This is a genomic window from Sphingomonas suaedae (assembly GCF_007833215.1).
Lineage (GTDB): Bacteria > Pseudomonadota > Alphaproteobacteria > Sphingomonadales > Sphingomonadaceae > Sphingomonas > Sphingomonas suaedae.
In genome coordinates this window covers 1141423-1158242 of record NZ_CP042239.1, presented here as the reverse complement: position 1 = coordinate 1158242, position 16820 = coordinate 1141423, and the positions used below count along the sequence as shown (strand labels likewise).

Sequence of the window (16820 nt, the reverse complement as noted above, 5' to 3'; positions counted from 1 at the left end):
CAATTCCCCGGTTGTTTTGCGCCCGTTACGCGCTGGACGCCGGGATGCCAAGTGCTGCACCTGCTAAGACGCAATAGACACTGTATCGTTAACCGATGCGCGATATGCAGGCGCGATGGTTGAATTGGACCCGACCCCCTATCCGATCGATGCGCTGACGAAGCGTGGCGCACCCGAGGCGATCGCGCTGGAGGATCGCGCCGGGACGCTGATCTATGCCGAGCTGGAGGTGGCGGTGGCCGCGCTGGCGCTGTGGCTGCGCGGTCAGGGGCTGGAGCCGGGGGATCGCGTCGCGACCTGGCTGCCCAAGACGCGCCATGCGTGCGTGATGCCGCTGGCGGCGGCGCGCGCGGGATTGGTGCATGTGCCGGTCAACCCGGTGCTCAAGCGCGCGCAGGTGGCGCATATCCTGGCCGATAGCGGCGCGCGGCTGTTGCTGACGCAAGGAGCGCGGGCGGGGACGCTGGAGGATGGCGACGTGCCCGCGGGGTGTCGCGTCGTGTTCGAGGGCGATGCGCCGCTGGCGGGCGGAGGGCTTGGCTTTGCCGAGCGCGATCCGCAGGCGCTGGCGGCGATCCTCTATACCTCCGGATCGACCGGGCGGCCCAAGGGGGTGATGCTGAGCCATGCCAATCTGTGGCTCGGCGCGATCAGTGTTGCCCATTATCTGAAGGTAACGCCGGACGACCGCGTGCTGGGCGTGCTGCCGCTGAGCTTCGATTATGGACAGAACCAGCTGTTCTCGACTTGGGCCGCTGGCGGTCGGGTGGTCCCGCTCGACTATCTGACCGCGCGCGACGTCATCAAGGCGGTGGACCGGCATGACGCCACCACCATCGCCGGGGTGCCGCCGCTGTGGACGCAATTGCTGGAGGCAGAGTGGCCGGAAGCGGTGGCGGGGAAGCTGAAGCGGCTGACCAATTCGGGCGGAGCGCTGACGGTCGGGATGGTGCGGGGCTTGCGCGCGCGGTTTCCGAAGGCGGACCTGTATCCGATGTACGGGCTGACTGAGGCGTTTCGGTCGACCTATCTCGACCCGTCGCTGGTGGATGCGCATCCCGAATCGATGGGGCAGGCGATCCCCTTTGCCGAGATCATGGTGGTGCGTCCCGACGGGACGCGCACCGATCCGGGCGAGCCGGGCGAACTGGTCCATGCCGGGCCGCTGGTCGCGCAAGGCTATTGGCAGGATGCGGAGCGGACCGCGTTGCGCTTCAAGCCTGCGCCCGTGCACTCCCGCTATGGCGGGATGGCGGTGTTTTCGGGCGATACGGTGGTCGAGGGCGCGGATGGGCTGTTGCGCTTTGTCGGGCGCGATGACGAGATGATCAAATCGTCGGGCAACCGGATCAGCCCGACCGAAGTCGAAGAGGCCGTGCTGGCCGGGAGCGAGGCGCGCGAGGCGGTGGCGCTGGGCGTGCCCGATCCGCGGCTGGGGCAGGCGGTGGTGGTGATCGCGGTGGCGCGGGGTGACACTGAGGCTGCGGAAGTGGCGTTGCGTGAGCGGCTGCGGCGCGAACTGCCCGCCTTCATGCAGCCGACGACCTATCTGTGGCGCGATTCGCTGCCGCGGAATGCGAACGGAAAGCTCGACCGGAGCGGACTCAAGGCCGAACTGGCGTGAAGCGTTGGACCGTCCGGGCCGCGCTCCTGGCGATCCTGTGTCTGGGGGCATGGCAGTTCTGGTTGAATTCGAAGCCGCGCGTGCCGGTTTTCCCGCAGGCTTATGCCGGATGCTATTCCGACGGAACGGCAATGATAATCCTGCGCGCGGATTTGACCATGCGTGCGGGAGCCGTCGAGGGCCGATACTATTTCCTGCGCGGCGAGGCCGGTGTGCGACCGGACGCCATCGTCCCCCAGGGCGTGCTTGCCAGAAACGCAGGCGGACGGGTGGACTTCGTCGCGTCGAATGCACCGGGCCGCTGGTATCTTGAGCGCGGCACGGCATTACGGATACCGGGGAGCAAGGGCGTGCATGAGTTTGCGAAGGTGGCGTGCGGGGTGAAATCATGAAGCCGATGGGGCCGATCCCGCCCTATTTTGCGGGGCAGAGCGGTGACTTGCGGATCGCGGGACGGTCGGCGAGCGACTGGGTGGCGGAGGCGGGGACACCGGTGTTCGTCTATGACACCGCCATCGTGCGCGAGCGGATCGGGCAGCTGCGGGCGGCGCTGCCGCGCGCGGTGGAGATTCATTTTGCGATCAAGGCCAATCCCTTACCGGCGTTTCTGGAAATAGTTTCTCCGCTGGTCGGTGGCCTCGACGTCGCGTCGGGGGGCGAGCTGGCCAAGGCGCTGGCGGTCAAGGATGCAGCGCATGTGAGCTTTGCCGGACCGGGCAAGCGCGATGTCGAGCTGGAGGCGGCGATCGTTGCCGGGGCCACGCTGAACCTGGAGTCCGAAGGGGAGGCGGATCGGGCGCTGGCGATCGCAGAGCGGCTGGGCGTGACGCCGAAGCTGGCGGTGCGGGTCAATCCGTCGTTCGAGCTGAAAGGCTCAGGCATGAAGATGGGTGGGCGCCCGTCACCATTCGGGATCGACGCCGCCCGGGTGCCTGCGCTGGTCAGACGCCTGATCGCCGCAGGGGCGGACTGGCGGGGGTTCCATATCTTTGCGGGGTCGCAGGCGCTGGACAGCGACGCGATCTGCGAGACGCAGGCGGCGACCGTCGGGCTGGCGCGCGAGCTGGCCGAGGCGGCGGGGGCGCGGGCGCCTTTGGTGAATATCGGCGGCGGATTGGGCATTCCCTATTTCGCGGGCGATGTGCCGGTGGATATCGGGCTGGTCGGCGAGCGGCTGGCGGAGGCGATCGAGCCCGATCAAGCCTATGCGATCGAACTGGGGCGCTGGATCGCGGGCGAATGCGGCGTCTATCTGACGCGGATCGTCGACCGGAAGGTGAGCGGGGAAGAGACGTTCCTGATCTGTGACGGCGGGCTCAACCATCAGCTGGCGGCATCGGGCAATTTCGGAACGGTGGTGCGGCGCAACTATCCGATCGCGATTGCCGGGAAGATGGGCATAGCGGCGGACGAAACCGTGTCGGTGGTCGGCCCGCTCTGCACCCCGCTCGACCGGCTGGGGGACAAGGTAGCGCTGCCGCACGCGGAGCCGGGCGATGTCGTCGCGTTGTTTCTGGCGGGGGCCTATGGCGCCAGCGCCAGTCCCGCCGCGTTTCTGGGCCATGGTCCGGCGGCGGAGATCGTCGCCTAGGCGGCAAACCACCCGGTGCGCAGGAAATCGGTGCGGCGATAGTCGGCATAGCCCTGCCACCCCTCTTCCAGCGTGGCGCGTGCCTGGGCGAAGTCCATGCCGAGCGGCAGGAAGACCAGCTGGGCGAGCGCGGTGCAGAGCAGGCCCCACCACGCCAGAACCTCGAACTCATGGATCAGCGCGAGCGCGTCGCAGGCAAGCATGGGAAGGAACATGACCCAGGCGAGGATGCACCATTCGTTGCGCAGATAGCGGCTGCCGATGATGAAGGCAGCGAGGTGCTGGGCGAGGTTGACCCAGGGGGCCGGAACGCCGAGCCAGAAGGCATATTCGCCGGTCAGCCAGCTGAGAACGATGACGCGCGCTAGGGGGCTGAACGGGGCGACGAACAGCCCCGCCAGCAAGATGCCGAGATAATAGAGATGGCCCGGCCCCATGCGCGCGCGCCTTTAGTTCGGATTGGGCGGCGGGGGCGGCGGCGGCGGCGAAGGCGAGGGCGCAGGGGCCGGCGGTGGGGGAGGCGAGGGCGGCCAACCGCCATGCTGGCCATCACCGCCGCTCATCGCTTCGTAACCGTAACGCATGCGTTTTCTCCCCGCAGTTGCTCTGTGGATATAGCGCAAGCGCAACCTGTTTTCAGCCGGATTCTGCGGGTTCCGCGCGGATGCCGGTCGATGAGGTTCCTAACGGTATCTTTACCTCCGCGCCCCATAGCAAAGCGGTTGTTCGCGCACGCACCGACGGGACGCCGGAGGGCTGGAGCGCGCAAGGAGGTTCGAGAGTCATGCGTTTGGGACATGCCGGAAAGGTCTTGGCGCTATCGCTGATCGCGATGGTGCTTTCGAGCTGCATGGGCGGCGCGAATCGCCCAGAGCTGCCGCCCACCGCCTTTGTCGCGAGCCGTGAGGGGCCGGGCGAGGAATATGTCATCGGCCCGCTCGACACGCTCCAGATTTTCGTATGGCGCAACCAGGAATTGTCGGCCGAGGTACAGGTGCGCCCCGACGGCCGTATCACCACCCCGCTGGTGAGCGACATGCCCGCCGTGGGCAAGACGCCCGCGATGCTGGCCGACGACCTCAAATATGCGCTGGGCGAATATATCAAGGACCCGATCGTGTCGGTCGTGGTGAAGAGCTTCTCCGGCACCTTTGGCCAGCAGATCCGCATCGTTGGCGCGACCGAGAAGCCCGCATCGATCCCGTATCGCGCCAACATGACGCTGCTCGACGCGATGATCGCGGTGGGGGGGCTCAGCGAATTCGCCGCGGGCAATCGCGCCCGGCTGGTGCGGTTCGACAAGAATGGCGGACGGCAGCGCGAATATCGCCTGCGGCTGTCCGACCTGCTCAAAAACGGGGACACGAGCGCGAACGTCCGGCTGGAGCCGGGCGACGTGATCATCATCCCCGAAAGCATGTTTTAAGGAGTCGCGCCCGGTGGGGGGACTTTGGACCGAGATCAGGACGGCGCTTCACGGCGTTTGGCAACGTCGCTGGATCGCCGTGGCCGTCGCCTGGGCATTGTGCCTTGCGGGCTGGCTGGTCGTGTCGCAAATCCCCAACCAGTTCGAAAGCCGCGCGCGCATCTTCGTGCAGCTGCGCCAGATCCTGCCGGGCGAGGGGATCGCGACGCAGCAGGAGCAGCAGAAGGACATCGACCGCGTCCGCACGACGCTGGCGAGTGCGGTGAACCTCGAAAAGGTCGTGCGCGGCACCGACCTGGCCAATACGGTCGCGACCGACCGTGATGTCGCCGATCGCGTCGGTACGCTTCAGAAGCATATCAAGATCACCGCGCAGCAGGACAATCTGTTCGAGATTACCGCGACGGCCGATAGCGGAAAATTGTCGCGCGCGATTGTCCAGAAGCTGATCGACATCTTTGTCGAGGACAATCTGGGCACGATGCGCGACGAGGCGAGCCAGTCGCTCACCTTCCTCGACCAGCAGCTCGCCCAGCGGCAAAAGGCGCTGCAGGAGGCCGAGGCCAAGAAGGCGGATTTTCAGGACCGCTATCTCGGCTCGTTGCCCGGCACCGGCACGCTTGCCGAACGCCTGTCGGCGGCGCGCGCGCAACTGGCGCAGGTCAATTCGGAGCTGGCGGCGGCGCAGAGCAGCCTTGCCGCGGTGAACGGGCAGATGGCCGGGACCTCGGCAACGGTCGCAGGTGCGGGCGGCGGCGCGGTCGCGGGTCCGGCGCGGGCACGGCTCGCGGCGATCCAGGGCCAGCTTGCCGAAGCACGCTCGCGCGGCTGGACCGACAATCACCCGGACGTGATCGCGCTCAAGAGCCAATTGTCTGCGGCCCAGGCCGCGGCAAAGCGCGAGCCGGTCTATTCGGGCGGTGGTGGCTCCAGCGCCAACCCCCTCTATCTTAGCCTGCGCGCGATGCAGGCGGACAAGGCGGCCCAGGTCGCGGCGCTGACCAATCGCAAAGCACAGATCGAGGCCGACATGGCGGCGATCGACCAGAAGATTGCGGGCGATCCGGCCGCAGCGCAGGAACAGGCGGAGATCGACCGCAATTATCAGGTGATGAAGGCGGCCTATGACAAGCTGCTCGCCGATCGCGAACAGGTGAAGCTGCGCAGCCAGGCGGCGAGCCAGACCGACGCAGTGAAGTTCAGTGTGATCGATCCGCCCACCGCGCCGCGCGCCCCGACCGCGCCCAACCGGATGCTGTTGCTGACCGGCGTGCTGGTCGTCGGGCTGGGCGGCGGCGTGGCCGCAGCGTTCGGTCTCAGCCAGATCGCCGGAACCTTTCCGACCGCCGGTCGGCTGGAACGGGCAAGCGGGATGCCGGTGATCGGATCGATCGGCGAGGTCGTGACCGCCGCGCAGGCGAGCCTGCGCCGCAAGAGATTGCAGATGTTTGCGGCGGCTACTGCGGGATTGCTGGTCGCCTGGGTCGCGCTGTTGGGGCTGGAAATGGCCCAGCGCGGCATGGCGGCGTGAGGGGGACAGGATGAACGATCAGACCCCCAAGCGACTGCGCGGATCGCTGCTCGAACGGGCGGCGGCGCAATATGCCCTGTCGCCGAAACCGGCTCCGGCGCTCCAGCCTGCGGCGCCTAAACCTTCCGCCCCGCCGGTCCAGCGTGCGGCCGCGCCGGTGTTCGACCGGGTGGAGGCGCCCCGCGCCCCGCTGCTGCGCCCCGAAGCCGATGCGGTGGCACCGGAGGGCGCACCAGAGAGCGGGCGGCGCCGGATTGCGATCGACCGCACGAAGCTGGCGGAGCACGGCATGTTGGTGCCGGGCGCGACCGTTACCGCGCTGGCCGAGGAATTCCGGCTGGTGAAGCGCCAGCTGCTCAACACCGCGCGCCAGATTCGCGCGACAGGCGCGGCAGATGCCGACGATCGGTCGCGGATGATCCTGGTCTGCTCGGCCAAGCCCGATGACGGCAAGACATTCTGCGCGATCAACCTCGCGCTCTCCATGGCGGCAGAGAAGGATGTCGAAATCCTGCTGGTCGATGCCGATTTCGCGAAGCCGGACGTCCTCAACCGCTTCGGCGCGCCCGACGGGCCGGGACTGCTCGACGTGCTGACCGGCGCCGTGGCGAACGCGGAAGCCTGCGTGATCGACACCGATGTTCCGCAGCTCTCGGTGCTGCCCGCCGGCACGCGCAGCGTCGCCGATACCGAATTGCTGGCCAGCGAGCGCGCCGACGCGATCCTGGACGGACTGGCGGCGGCCAATCCGCGCCGCATCGTCATCTTCGATTCGCCGCCGATCCTGGCGGCATCGCCCGCGAGCGCACTCGCCAGCCATGTCGGGCAGGTGATGCTGGTGGTGCGCGCCGATCGCACGACCGAGAGCGAGTTGCGGGAGGCCGTCGCGCTGCTCGACGGGTGCGAGCATATCCAGCTGTTGCTCAACAGCGTGTCATTCCAGCCGGGGGGGCGTCGCTTCGGCAACTACGGCGCCTATTACGGGGAGCCGGACCAATGAGGCTGATCGCCGCGGCGTGCGCCGCCACTGCCATGATCGTCGTCCCGGCGACTGCCAAGGACCGGCGGACCTCGATCGAACCCTATATCGATGCGGGGCAGGTGATCGTCGCCGATCTTTCGGGCGGAGGCGAGGTGCTGACCTACTCGACCGTCGGCGTCGGGGTCGATGCGGCGATCCAGTCGCGCCGGGTCGAGGTGCAGCTTTCGTACAAGTATGAGCGCCGCTTCGATTACCAGAAGGACGTCGCCGATGGCGACACGCATAGCGGCCTGGCCCGCGCGGCGGTGAAGGTCGCCCCGGGCTTCACGGTCGAGGGTGGTGCGCTGGCGACGCGCGCGCGCAGCGACATTCGCGGTGACGCGCCGGTCAATCTGGCGGGCAATGTCCGCAATACCAGCCAGGTCTATTCGGCCTATGCCGGCCCCACCTTTCACACCGGCGACGGTCCGGCGAGCCTGAGCGCCGCCTATCGTTTCGGCTATACCAAGGTCGAGGCGCCATCGATCCCGAGCATCGATCCCGCCGATCCGCCGGTCGATCTGTACGACAGCTCGACCAGCCATCTCGCGCAGGTGCGCGCCGGGGTGAAGGCGGGGACGATCCTGCCGGTGGGCCTCAGCGTCGCGGGTGCATGGCAGCGCGAAGAGGGCAGCCAGCTCGACCAGAAATATGACGGCAAATATGGTCGCGCCGACGCGGTGCTACCGGTCGGGCGCGGGCTCGCCGTGGTCGGCGGTGTCGGCTATGAGAAGATCGAGATCACCCAGAAGGACGCGCTGCGCGACGGATCGGGCAATATCGTGCGCGACGGGGCGGGGCGGTTCGTCACCGATCCCGCATCGCCGCCGCGCATCGCTTACGAGGTCGAAGGCATTTTCTGGGATGCCGGGGTGATCTATAAGCCCAGCGCGCGCTTCATGATCGAGGCGCGGGTGGGCCGCCGCTATGAGTCGATGAGCTATACCGGATCGCTCCAGTGGCAGATTTCGCGTCGTTCGGGGCTCCAGATCGGCGTCTATGATTCGGTGCAGAGCTTCGGCCGCCAGCTTGCCAGCGATCTGGCGGCGTTGCCGACCAGCTTCAACACGCCCAACGACCCGTTTGGCGGCGCGTTCGGCGGTTGCGTCTATGGCGATACCGGCGCGGCGGCGGGCAGCTGCCTGACCAACACGCTGGGGTCGATCGCCAGCGCCAATTATCGCGCGCGCGGGGTGACCGGCGTGCTGTCGATGAATGCGGGCCGGGCGACCTTCGGCCTGGGTGCGGGCTATGCCAACCGCGAATTCCTGGTGCCCGACGGCAGTTCGATCATCGCCGGGACGAGCGACGAGACCGCCTATGCGCAACTGTTCGCCGCGCGCGCGCTGAGCTCGCGCTCTGGCGTCAACGGCAATCTGTTCGTCAATTACTTCCAGAGCGGTATCCCAGGCGCGCCGCGCGTCTATGGTACCGGGGCGAACGGCACCTACTATCACAATTTCGGTCCGCTCAGCGCCACGGTTTCGGCCGGGATCGCCACGTTCGATGTCGAGGGCGAAACGAACAATACTTCGGCTCAGGGTATGCTTGGCCTGCGCTACGGTTTCTGAAGACTCTGGTCCTAGGGTGTAACGATGTACGACGACCATTATGGATTGAGCGGGAGGCCGTTCCAGCTGACGCCCGATCCGGCGTTCTGGTTCGATACCGCCACGCACAAGAAGGCGATGGCCTATCTGGGCTATGGCCTGAGCCAGGGCGAGGGGTTCATCGTCATCACCGGCGCGCCCGGCGCGGGCAAGACGACGCTGGTCGGTCACCTGATGGGGACGATCGATCCCGAGCGGCTGCACGTCATCAAGATCGTCACGACCCAGATCGAGGCCGAGGACCTGCTGCACATGGTGGCGGCGGGGCTGAACATCGACAGCACCCACCTGCTGAAGGCGCAGGTGCTGGCGGCGATCGAGAAGCAGCTGCACGCGGTGGCGCGCAGCGGGCGGAGGACGCTGCTGATCGTCGACGAGGCGCAGGCGCTGCCGATCGAAAGCCTGGAAGAGCTGCGGATGCTCTCCAATTTCCAGGCGGGCGGCTATCCGCTGCTGCAGATATTCCTGCTCGGCCAACCCGAATTTCGCGCCAAGCTCTCCGACCCGCGGCTGGAACAGCTGCGCCAGCGCGTGATCGCGATGCACGAGCTGACGCCGATGGACGAGGATGAGCTGGACGCTTATCTGATCCACCGCCTGTCGGTGGTGGGCTGGCGCGGGAAGCCGCGCTTCACCAATGGTGCGAATGCGGCGATCTATCGCTGGTCCGGCGGTATCCCGCGCAAGGTCAACCAGCTTGCCAGCCGGGTGCTGCTGTTCGGCGCGATCGAGCAGATCGACAGTTTTTCCGGCGCCGATGTCGAGGCGGTGATCGCCGATCTCGAGGGCGATATGGCGATCGAGCGGCGCGCGGTGCCGCGACCCAAGGGTGCGTCCCAGGCATTCGAGCGCGAGGCGGCGCTGCGGCGTGAGGTTTCGACCCCGGCCGCGCCTGCCGCAGCGGCGCCCGATGGGGAGCTGGCTGCGCGGCTCGCGCGGCTGGAGGCGCGGCTGGAGGAGCAGGATGCGGCGTTGCGCCGGGTGCTGACGCTGATGGTCGATTTCGTCGAGGTCGAGGACGCGCGGCCAACGCGGCGGGGAGCCGCCGCCTGACGATGGTCGCCAACGCCCTTTCGGTCGATGTCGAGGACTGGTTCCAGGTCGGCGCCTTTGAAACGGTGATCGCGCGTGACGACTGGAACGCGCTCGAACAGCGGGTCGAGGCGAATACCGATGCGGTATTGGACCTGTTCGCGCAGGGCGGGGTCAGCGCGACATTCTTCACGCTGGGCTGGGTCGCCGAGCGGCACCCCGCGCTGATGCGGCGGATCGCTGGGGCGGGGCATGAGGTCGCCAGTCATGGCTGGGACCATCAACGCGTCTTCACCATGGGGCCCGAGCAGTTTCGCGCCGATATCGGCCGGGCGCGCGCGGTGCTGGAGGATGCGACGGGACAGCGCGTCAGCGGATATCGCGCGCCGAGCTTTTCGATCGATGGCCGGACCCCCTGGGCGCATCGGGTGCTGGCGGAGGAAGGCTATGCCTATTCGTCCAGCGTCGCGCCGATCGGCCACGACCATTATGGCTGGGCCGATGCGCCGCGTCGCGCCTATCGGCCGGTCGCCGGTAGCCACCTGATCGAACTGCCGGTGACGACGGCGCGGTTCCTGGGGCGCGAAGTGACGACCGGGGGTGGGTTTTTCCGCCTGTTGCCCGCTACCGTGGTGCAGGGCGCGATCCGGCGGATGAACGACGATGGGCAGCCCGCGGTCTTTTATTTTCACCCGTGGGAGATCGATCCGGGTCAGCCGCGCGTGGCGCAGGCGTCGTTGCGATCGAAGCTGCGGCATTACAGCCGGTTGGGGGCGATGGCGGGGAAGTTGCGGACGTTGATGGCCGGACATCGCTGGGACCGGACGGATGTCGTGGTGGCGGCCGAGGCGGCGCGGATCGATGCGGGCGCACTGGCGCTGGGGGCGGCGGCATGAACGCGCCGCTGCTCGCCCGGCCCGTCGCGCTCCGGGTTGCCGATCTGGGCGACACGATCGATCGTGCGCGGATCGGCGCCTATGTCCAGGAGCATCCCGATGCTACGCCCTTTCACATGCCCGCCTGGAGCGTGGCGGTGGCCAAGGGGTGCGGACAACGGAGTCACTATCTGGTCGCCGAGCGGGGCGAACGTGGCATCGTCGGGGTCATGCCGCTAACCGAGCTGCATTCGCCGCTGTTCGGACGGGTGCTCGCCTCGGCGGGGTTCGGCGTCGGCGGGGGCATCTTGGCCGACCGGCCCGATGTGGCGCGCGCGCTGGCCGATGCCTGCTGGTCGCTGGCGCAGCGGCTGAGTTGTCCCAGCGTCGAGGTGCGCGGCGGGCCGCGACCCGGTCCCGAATGGCAGGTGGACGATAGCCATTATCTGGGCTTTGCGCGCGATCTGGCGGAGGATGATGCAGCAGAACTGCTCGCCATCCCACGCAAGCAGCGCGCAGAGGTGCGCAAGGGGCTGGAGAATGATCTGACGGTCAGCATCGGGCGCGATGCGGCGGATGTCGCGGCGCATTATGCGGTCTATGCCGAATCGGTTCGCAATCTGGGGACGCCGGTTTTTCCCCGCGCGCTGTTCACGGAAGTGTTGCACGCGTTCGCTAGTGCAGCAGATGTGCTGATTGTGCGGCGTGAGGATGTGGCGGTGTCGGCGGTGTTGAGTCTGTATTGGCGGCGCACGGTCTATCCCTATTGGGGCGGGGGCACGACCGCGGCGCGGCGGCTGCGCGCCAATGATCGGATGTATTTCGAGCTGATGCGCCATGCGCGCGAAAAGGGCTGTACGCGGTTCGATTTCGGTCGTTCCAAAACCGGGACGGGCCCCGCGGCGTTCAAGAAAAACTGGGGGTTCGAACCGACGTCGTTGACCTATTATGAACGTACCGCCGATGGCGCGGCGCCACGCGATGCCAGTCCGTTGAACCCCAAATACAAGATGCAGGTCGCGCTGTGGAGCCGCCTGCCGCTTGCGGTTGCCAACCGCGTCGGCCCGTGGATTTCGCGGGGGCTTGGCTGATGGGCGACATCCTGTTCCTGGCGCATCGCGTACCGTTCCCGCCCGACCGGGGCGACAAGATCCGGGCGTACAACATCCTGCGCTATTTGTCCGAGCGCAGCCGGGTCCATCTGATCGCCTTCGCCGACGACCCCGCGGACCTGAAGCAGAAGTCCGGTCTCGCCAAGCTGACCGGCAACCGCCAGATCGTGTGGCGCAACAAGCCGCAGCTGGTGGCGGGAGTACAGTCGATCCTGTCGCATCGACCGGTGTCGCTGACCGCATTCGACAACGCCGAGGTGCATCGCGCCGTCGCCGAGATGCTGGCACGGCACGCGATCGACACGATCTACGTCTTTTCCAGCCAGATGGCGCAATATGTGCCGATGCGTCCGCGCCAGCGGGTGGTGATGGATTTCGTCGACATGGATTCGGCGAAATTCGCCTCCTATGGCGCGTCGAGCCGGGGCTTTACCGGATGGATGATGCGGCGCGAGGCGCGGTTGCTCGCTGCGCATGAAAAAGCGGTTGCCGCGCGCGCCCATGCCAGCCTGTTCGTCAGCGAAGAGGAAGCGGCATTGTTCCGCGAGCGGACCGGCGCCGAGCGTGTCCATGCCGTGGGCAACGGGATCGACACCATGGTCTTTGATCCGGGTGCGCAGTTCAAGCGCATCGACACGATGGGCGAACTGATCGTCTTTACCGGCCAGATGGACTATCGTCCCAATTTCGAGGGCGTGACCTGGTTCGTCGAGACGATCCTGCCGCATATCCGCCTGCGCCACCCCAACGCGCGGTTCGCGATCGTCGGGCGCAAGCCGACCGATGCGGTAAAGGCACTGGCGAAACATCCCGGGGTCAACGTGACGGGCGAGGTCGCCGATGTGCGCCCCTGGTTGCACGCGGCATCGGTGGTCGTCGCGCCGCTGAAGCTGGCGCGCGGCGTGCAGAACAAGATATTGGAGGCGATGGCGATGGCCCGGCCGGTGGTGGCGTCGGGCGCGGCGGCGACCGGCATCGACCACGGCGGGACGATTGAGGTCGGCGAAACGGTCGGTGAGATTGCCGATGCGGTGAACCGCATCCTGGCCGATCCGGCGACCGCTGTTGAATTCGGCGCGCTCGCGCGGCAGCGGGTGATCGACCATTATAGCTGGGACGCGCGCCTGTCCGCGCTCGACGATATTCTGGGTCTGCGCGGGGGGCGCAGCGGCGGGCGATCGGCGCGGTCGGCGGCGGCATGACTGCGACGACGGCAGAAATCCGGTTTGCTGCGGACGGCGCGACGTTCGATGCGCGCTGGCGCAGGCACGCTGCGTTGCTCGCGGGCGTATGGGCCGCCCTGCTGTTGCTGTTCCACCGCGATGTCGGCGACCTCGCCACGATCTATTGGACCAACACCACCTTTGGGCACTGCCTGTTCGTCGCGCCGGTGGTCGGATGGCTGGTGTGGCAGCGGCGGGAGGAACTGGCCAAGGTGCCGCCCGCCGCCTGGTGGCCCGGCCTGGTGGCGGTCGCAGGCGGCGCATTCGTCTGGCTGATCGGCGATGCGGCGGGGGTGGCGCTGTTCCGTCATCTGGGACTGGTCGTAATGTTGCAGGGAGCGGTGGTCGCGCTGTTGGGACCCAATGTCGTCCGCGCGCTGCTGTTCCCGCTGGCCTATATGCTGTTTCTCGTGCCCTTCGGCGAGGCGCTGGAAAAACCGCTCCAGGATCTGACGGTTGCGATTCTGGTGCCGTTGCTCGACCTGTTCGGCGTGCCTGCGCATGTCGATGGCGTGCTGATCACCACGCCCAATGGCTATTTCGAAGTTGCCGAAGCCTGTTCGGGCGCGAAATTCGTGATTGCGATGATCGCCTATGGCGCGCTGGTCGCCAATGTCTGTTACGTCAGCTGGACGCGGCGGGCGGCGTTCATCGCGGTCGCGCTGATCGTGCCGATGATCGCCAATGGCGTTCGCGCATTCGGGACGGTCTATGCCGCCTATCTCACTTCGGTCGAGGCGGCGACGGGATATGACCATATCGTTTATGGCTGGGTCTTCTTCGGCGTGGTGATGGCGGGCGTGCTGGCGATCGGCTGGAAATGGTTCGACCGCGATCCGGACGCGCCGTGGTTCGACGCGGCGAAGCTGCAGGCGCGCTGGCCGGGCACTGCGCAGGTGCCTGCGGTGGTGGCGCTGACGTCGCTGTGCGCGGTGAGCCTGTTCATGGCCTGGGCCGGAGTGATTGCCGCGCGCGCCGATACGCTGCCGGCCAGGATTGCCGCGCCGCAAATCGCCGGCTGGACACAGGTGCCGCTCAGCACCCGCGCGGCATGGACGCCGAACTTTCCGGGTGCGGATCATTTCGTGATGACGCGCTATTCCGACGGGATGGGCGCGCAGGTCGATCTGGTGCTGGCGGTCTATTCGAGCCAGCGCGAGGGCAAGGAGCTGGTCGGGTTCGGTCAGGGCGCGATCCGGGAGAATGACAGCTGGGTGCGGATCGAGGACCTGCCCACGCTGGAGGGCGGGAGCGCAATGCGGATGACTGCACCGGGTCCTGTCGAGCGCGAGGTCGTCAGCTGGTATCGCGTCGGCGACGTGGTGACCGGCAGCCCGTCGCGGGTGAAGGCGGAGACGCTGAAGGCGAAGATGCTGGGCGGTCGCCAGCGCGCGGTTGCGGTGATGGTGTCTGCGGAGAAGACCGACCTCCCGACACGCGCGGCGATCAAGCGCTTTTTGGGGGCGATGCCGCCGGTGGCCGCACTGGCGGATCGGGCGGCGGGAAGCCAATAGCTCACCCGCCCTTTGCCCTGAGCCTGTCGAAGGGCCAGTCCCGGCGATGGTTTGGGGCGGTTGATCGAGAGCGCAGGAATCGGCCTTCGACAAGCTCAGGCCAAACGGGTTAGGGGCCGGGCGGAAATGCGGGCGGGGTTCACGACACGATGTGCGGCATAGCTGGCCTTTACTATCCGGGAACGCCCAAACCGGTGGAACCGGCGCGGGTGCGGGCGATGACCGATGCGCTGGTGCATCGCGGGCCGGATGGGGCAGGGGTGTGGACCGCGCCGGGCGTCGGGCTCGGGCATCGGCGGCTGTCGATCATCGACCTGGCGGGCGGCGGGCAGCCGATGGCGACGAGCGCGGGCGATGTCGTCGTCAGCTTCAATGGCGAAATCTATAATTTTCAACAGGTGCGCGCCGAGCTGGAGGCGAAGGGCGCGCGGTTTGTCAGCCATAGCGATACCGAAGTGCTGTTACATGGCTGGCGCGCATGGGGCGTGGGGCTGCTGGAGCGGCTCAACGGCATGTTCGCCTTTGCGCTGTACGATGCGCGGTCGCAATCGCTGCTGCTCGCGCGCGACCGGCTGGGGGTGAAGCCGCTTCATTATGCCGAGCTGTCGGATGGCGCGGTGGCGTTCGCATCGGAGATCAAGGGGCTGCTGGCCCATCCGCTGTTCCGGCGGACGCCCGATTTTACCGCGGTCGAGGATTTTCTGGGGCTGGGCTACGTCCCCGATGATGCGTCGATTTTGGCGGGGGTCAAGAAGCTGCCCGCCGGACATTATCTGTTGCTGGAGCGGGGAAGGCCGGTGCCCGCGCCGGTCAAATGGTGGGACGTCGATTTTTCGCAACGGGCCAAGGGTTCGGCGCGCGATCTGGAGGCGGAGCTGATCCAGCATCTGCGCGATGCGGTGCGTTCGCGGATGATCGCCGACGTGCCGCTGGGGGCGTTCCTGTCGGGTGGGGTGGATTCGAGCGCGGTGGTCGCGCTCATGGCCGAGGCGAGCCGGGCGGCGGTGAAGACCTGTACCATCGGGTTCGACGAGGCGGGCTATGACGAAAGCGCGCACGCGGCGCTGATCGCCGAGCGGTTTCGCACCGATCACCGGGTTCGCAATGTCGCGGCGGATGATTTCGCGCTGATCGACACGCTGGTCCATCATTTCGATGAGCCTTTTGCCGACGCTTCCGCGCTGGCGACGTATCGCGTGTGCGAATTGGCGCGCGATAGCGTGACGGTGGCGTTGTCTGGCGACGGCGCGGATGAGGCGCTGGCCGGATACCGGCGGTACAAATTCCACGCGGCGGAGGAGCGGGTGCGCTCGGTGCTGCCGTCATCAGTGCGCGGCATGTTCGGGGCGCTGGGGCGGGTCTATCCCAAGGCCGACTGGGCGCCGCGGCCGTTGCGCGCGAAGACCACGTTGCTGGCCTTGGCGGACGAGGGGGGGGCTGCCTATGCCAAGGCGGTTGGGGTGACCAGGCCGGGGGTGCGCTTTGGCCTTTATACCGATGCGGCGCGGGCGACGCTCGGTGACCATCGCGCCGAGACGCGTTATGTCGAGACGATGCGGGAGGCTCCGGCGCGCGATGGGCTGGACCGTGCGCAATATGCGGATTTCAAGCACTGGCTGCCCGGCGACATCCTGACCAAGATGGACCGGACAAGCATGGCGGTGAGCCTGGAAGCGCGCGAACCGTTGCTGGATTATCGCTTCGTGGAGTTTGCGGCGACTTTGCCCGCTTCAATGCGGATCCGGGGCGGGCAGGGCAAGTGGCTGATGAAAAGGGCGCTGGAGCCGTATCTGCCGAAAGAGGTGCTGTACCGGCCCAAGATGGGGTTTGTGACGCCGGTGTCGGCTTGGTTCCGCAAGGGGCTGGCGGACGAGGCGGCGGGGCTGGCGCGCTCGCGCGTGCTGGCGGGGAGCGGGTGGTTTGAGTCCAAGGCGATCGCGCGCCTGGCGGAGGAGCATCGCTCCGGGCGCGCCGAGCATGGGCGGACCTTGTGGCAGCTGATGATGCTGGAGCGGAGTTTGGGGCGGTTGTTTGGGTGAGTTAACTATCGAGTGCGCCGACTCAATACTCGCTTCTAGATGATAGTAGCCAAATGAGTATCCAACCGAGCGCGTCGGTCAGAAATAGCGCGATAGCGATGATGCGTTCGCCGCAGGCCCACAGCACTACGCTGATCAAAAGACCAAGGATCAGCGCCGCAGTTTCCAGACTATTCTCCATTGCCTCACGGATGACACGGCCGCGATAAGTCGGCAATGTCT

Annotated in this window: 14 protein-coding genes; 13 read left to right on the top strand and 1 reads right to left on the bottom strand. The window is 67.1% G+C overall.

Features of this window, described 5'->3' with window-relative positions:
• Positions 1-115 precede the first annotated feature (115 nt).
• From FPZ54_RS05550 to FPZ54_RS05540, 3 genes are read left to right on the top strand one after another with little or no spacing between them, the layout of a single operon-like run.
• Positions 116-1624, top strand: a complete 1509-nt coding sequence (locus tag FPZ54_RS05550) for an AMP-binding protein (RefSeq protein ID WP_145845596.1) — start codon at positions 116-118, stop codon at positions 1622-1624.
• A complete protein-coding gene (locus FPZ54_RS05545) occupies positions 1621-2016 on the top strand; it encodes a hypothetical protein (RefSeq protein WP_145845594.1) in 396 nt (131 codons plus the stop codon). The genes FPZ54_RS05550 and FPZ54_RS05545 overlap by 4 nt, the downstream gene beginning before the upstream one ends.
• Positions 2013-3215 (top strand): pyridoxal-dependent decarboxylase, exosortase A system-associated, encoded by a 1203-nt coding sequence (locus tag FPZ54_RS05540; protein WP_145845592.1) that lies wholly within the window; start codon positions 2013-2015, stop codon positions 3213-3215. Before FPZ54_RS05545 ends, FPZ54_RS05540 begins: the two co-directional genes overlap by 4 nt.
• Here the strand turns inward: FPZ54_RS05540 and FPZ54_RS05535 are convergent.
• Positions 3212-3652: a hypothetical protein gene (locus FPZ54_RS05535; RefSeq protein WP_145845590.1), complete on the bottom strand. Its 441-nt coding sequence runs from the start codon at positions 3650-3652 to the stop codon at positions 3212-3214. The two genes, FPZ54_RS05540 and FPZ54_RS05535, sit on opposite strands and share 4 nt — an antisense overlap.
• 347 nt (positions 3653-3999) lie before the next feature.
• Between FPZ54_RS05535 and FPZ54_RS05530 the strand changes: the two genes are divergently transcribed.
• The 10 genes from FPZ54_RS05530 (at position 4000) to FPZ54_RS05485 (ending at position 16598) form a co-directional block, all read left to right on the top strand.
• A complete protein-coding gene (locus tag FPZ54_RS05530) occupies positions 4000-4641 on the top strand; it encodes an XrtA/PEP-CTERM system exopolysaccharide export protein (RefSeq protein ID WP_145845588.1) in 642 nt (213 codons plus the stop codon).
• 13 nt (positions 4642-4654) lie between these two features.
• Positions 4655-6172: an XrtA system polysaccharide chain length determinant gene (locus FPZ54_RS05525; protein ID WP_145845587.1), complete on the top strand. Its 1518-nt coding sequence runs from the start codon at positions 4655-4657 to the stop codon at positions 6170-6172.
• Between the two features lie 10 nt (positions 6173-6182).
• Positions 6183-7172 carry an AAA family ATPase gene (locus FPZ54_RS05520; RefSeq protein ID WP_145845585.1) on the top strand — a complete coding sequence of 330 codons (990 nt, stop codon included), beginning with the start codon at positions 6183-6185 and terminating at the stop codon, positions 7170-7172.
• Complete coding sequence (locus FPZ54_RS05515) at positions 7169-8764, top strand: porin family protein (RefSeq protein ID WP_145845583.1); 1596 nt, start codon at positions 7169-7171, stop codon at positions 8762-8764. The genes FPZ54_RS05520 and FPZ54_RS05515 overlap by 4 nt, the downstream gene beginning before the upstream one ends.
• 24 nt (positions 8765-8788) lie before the next feature.
• Positions 8789-9856, top strand: coding sequence for an ExeA family protein (locus FPZ54_RS05510; RefSeq protein WP_145845581.1), 1068 nt, complete (start codon positions 8789-8791; stop codon positions 9854-9856).
• Between the two features lie 2 nt (positions 9857-9858).
• Entirely contained in the window at positions 9859-10731 is an 873-nt protein-coding gene (locus FPZ54_RS05505) for an XrtA system polysaccharide deacetylase (RefSeq protein WP_145845579.1), read from the top strand.
• On the top strand, positions 10728-11801 hold the full coding sequence (locus tag FPZ54_RS05500; protein WP_145845578.1) for a FemAB family XrtA/PEP-CTERM system-associated protein: 1074 nt from the start codon (positions 10728-10730) through the stop codon (positions 11799-11801). Before FPZ54_RS05505 ends, FPZ54_RS05500 begins: the two co-directional genes overlap by 4 nt.
• Complete coding sequence (locus FPZ54_RS05495) at positions 11801-13024, top strand: TIGR03087 family PEP-CTERM/XrtA system glycosyltransferase (protein ID WP_145845576.1); 1224 nt, start codon at positions 11801-11803, stop codon at positions 13022-13024. The genes FPZ54_RS05500 and FPZ54_RS05495 overlap by 1 nt, the downstream gene beginning before the upstream one ends.
• Positions 13021-14559 carry an exosortase A gene (xrtA, locus tag FPZ54_RS05490; protein WP_145845574.1) on the top strand — a complete coding sequence of 513 codons (1539 nt, stop codon included), beginning with the start codon at positions 13021-13023 and terminating at the stop codon, positions 14557-14559. Before FPZ54_RS05495 ends, xrtA begins: the two co-directional genes overlap by 4 nt.
• Positions 14560-14708: 149 nt before the next feature.
• Positions 14709-16598, top strand: coding sequence for an XrtA/PEP-CTERM system amidotransferase (locus FPZ54_RS05485; protein ID WP_145845572.1), 1890 nt, complete (start codon positions 14709-14711; stop codon positions 16596-16598).
• Positions 16599-16820 lie beyond the last annotated feature (222 nt).

Bases quoted from the DNA above. Each gene is read 5' to 3' on its own strand.
- FPZ54_RS05550 (WP_145845596.1), top strand. From the start codon at position 116: ATGGTTGAATTGGACCCGACCCCCTATCCGATCGATGCGCTGACGAAG.
- FPZ54_RS05540 (WP_145845592.1), top strand. From the start codon at position 2,013: ATGAAGCCGATGGGGCCGATCCCGCCCTATTTTGCGGGGCAGAGCGGT.
- FPZ54_RS05535 (WP_145845590.1), bottom strand. From the start codon at position 3,652: ATGGGGCCGGGCCATCTCTATTATCTCGGCATCTTGCTGGCGGGGCTG.
- FPZ54_RS05530 (WP_145845588.1), top strand. From the start codon at position 4,000: ATGCGTTTGGGACATGCCGGAAAGGTCTTGGCGCTATCGCTGATCGCG.
- FPZ54_RS05520 (WP_145845585.1), top strand. From the start codon at position 6,183: ATGAACGATCAGACCCCCAAGCGACTGCGCGGATCGCTGCTCGAACGG.
- FPZ54_RS05515 (WP_145845583.1), top strand. From the start codon at position 7,169: ATGAGGCTGATCGCCGCGGCGTGCGCCGCCACTGCCATGATCGTCGTC.
- FPZ54_RS05510 (WP_145845581.1), top strand. From the start codon at position 8,789: ATGTACGACGACCATTATGGATTGAGCGGGAGGCCGTTCCAGCTGACG.
- FPZ54_RS05505 (WP_145845579.1), top strand. From the start codon at position 9,859: ATGGTCGCCAACGCCCTTTCGGTCGATGTCGAGGACTGGTTCCAGGTC.
- FPZ54_RS05500 (WP_145845578.1), top strand. From the start codon at position 10,728: ATGAACGCGCCGCTGCTCGCCCGGCCCGTCGCGCTCCGGGTTGCCGAT.
- FPZ54_RS05495 (WP_145845576.1), top strand. From the start codon at position 11,801: ATGGGCGACATCCTGTTCCTGGCGCATCGCGTACCGTTCCCGCCCGAC.
- xrtA (WP_145845574.1), top strand. From the start codon at position 13,021: ATGACTGCGACGACGGCAGAAATCCGGTTTGCTGCGGACGGCGCGACG.
- FPZ54_RS05485 (WP_145845572.1), top strand. From the start codon at position 14,709: ATGTGCGGCATAGCTGGCCTTTACTATCCGGGAACGCCCAAACCGGTG.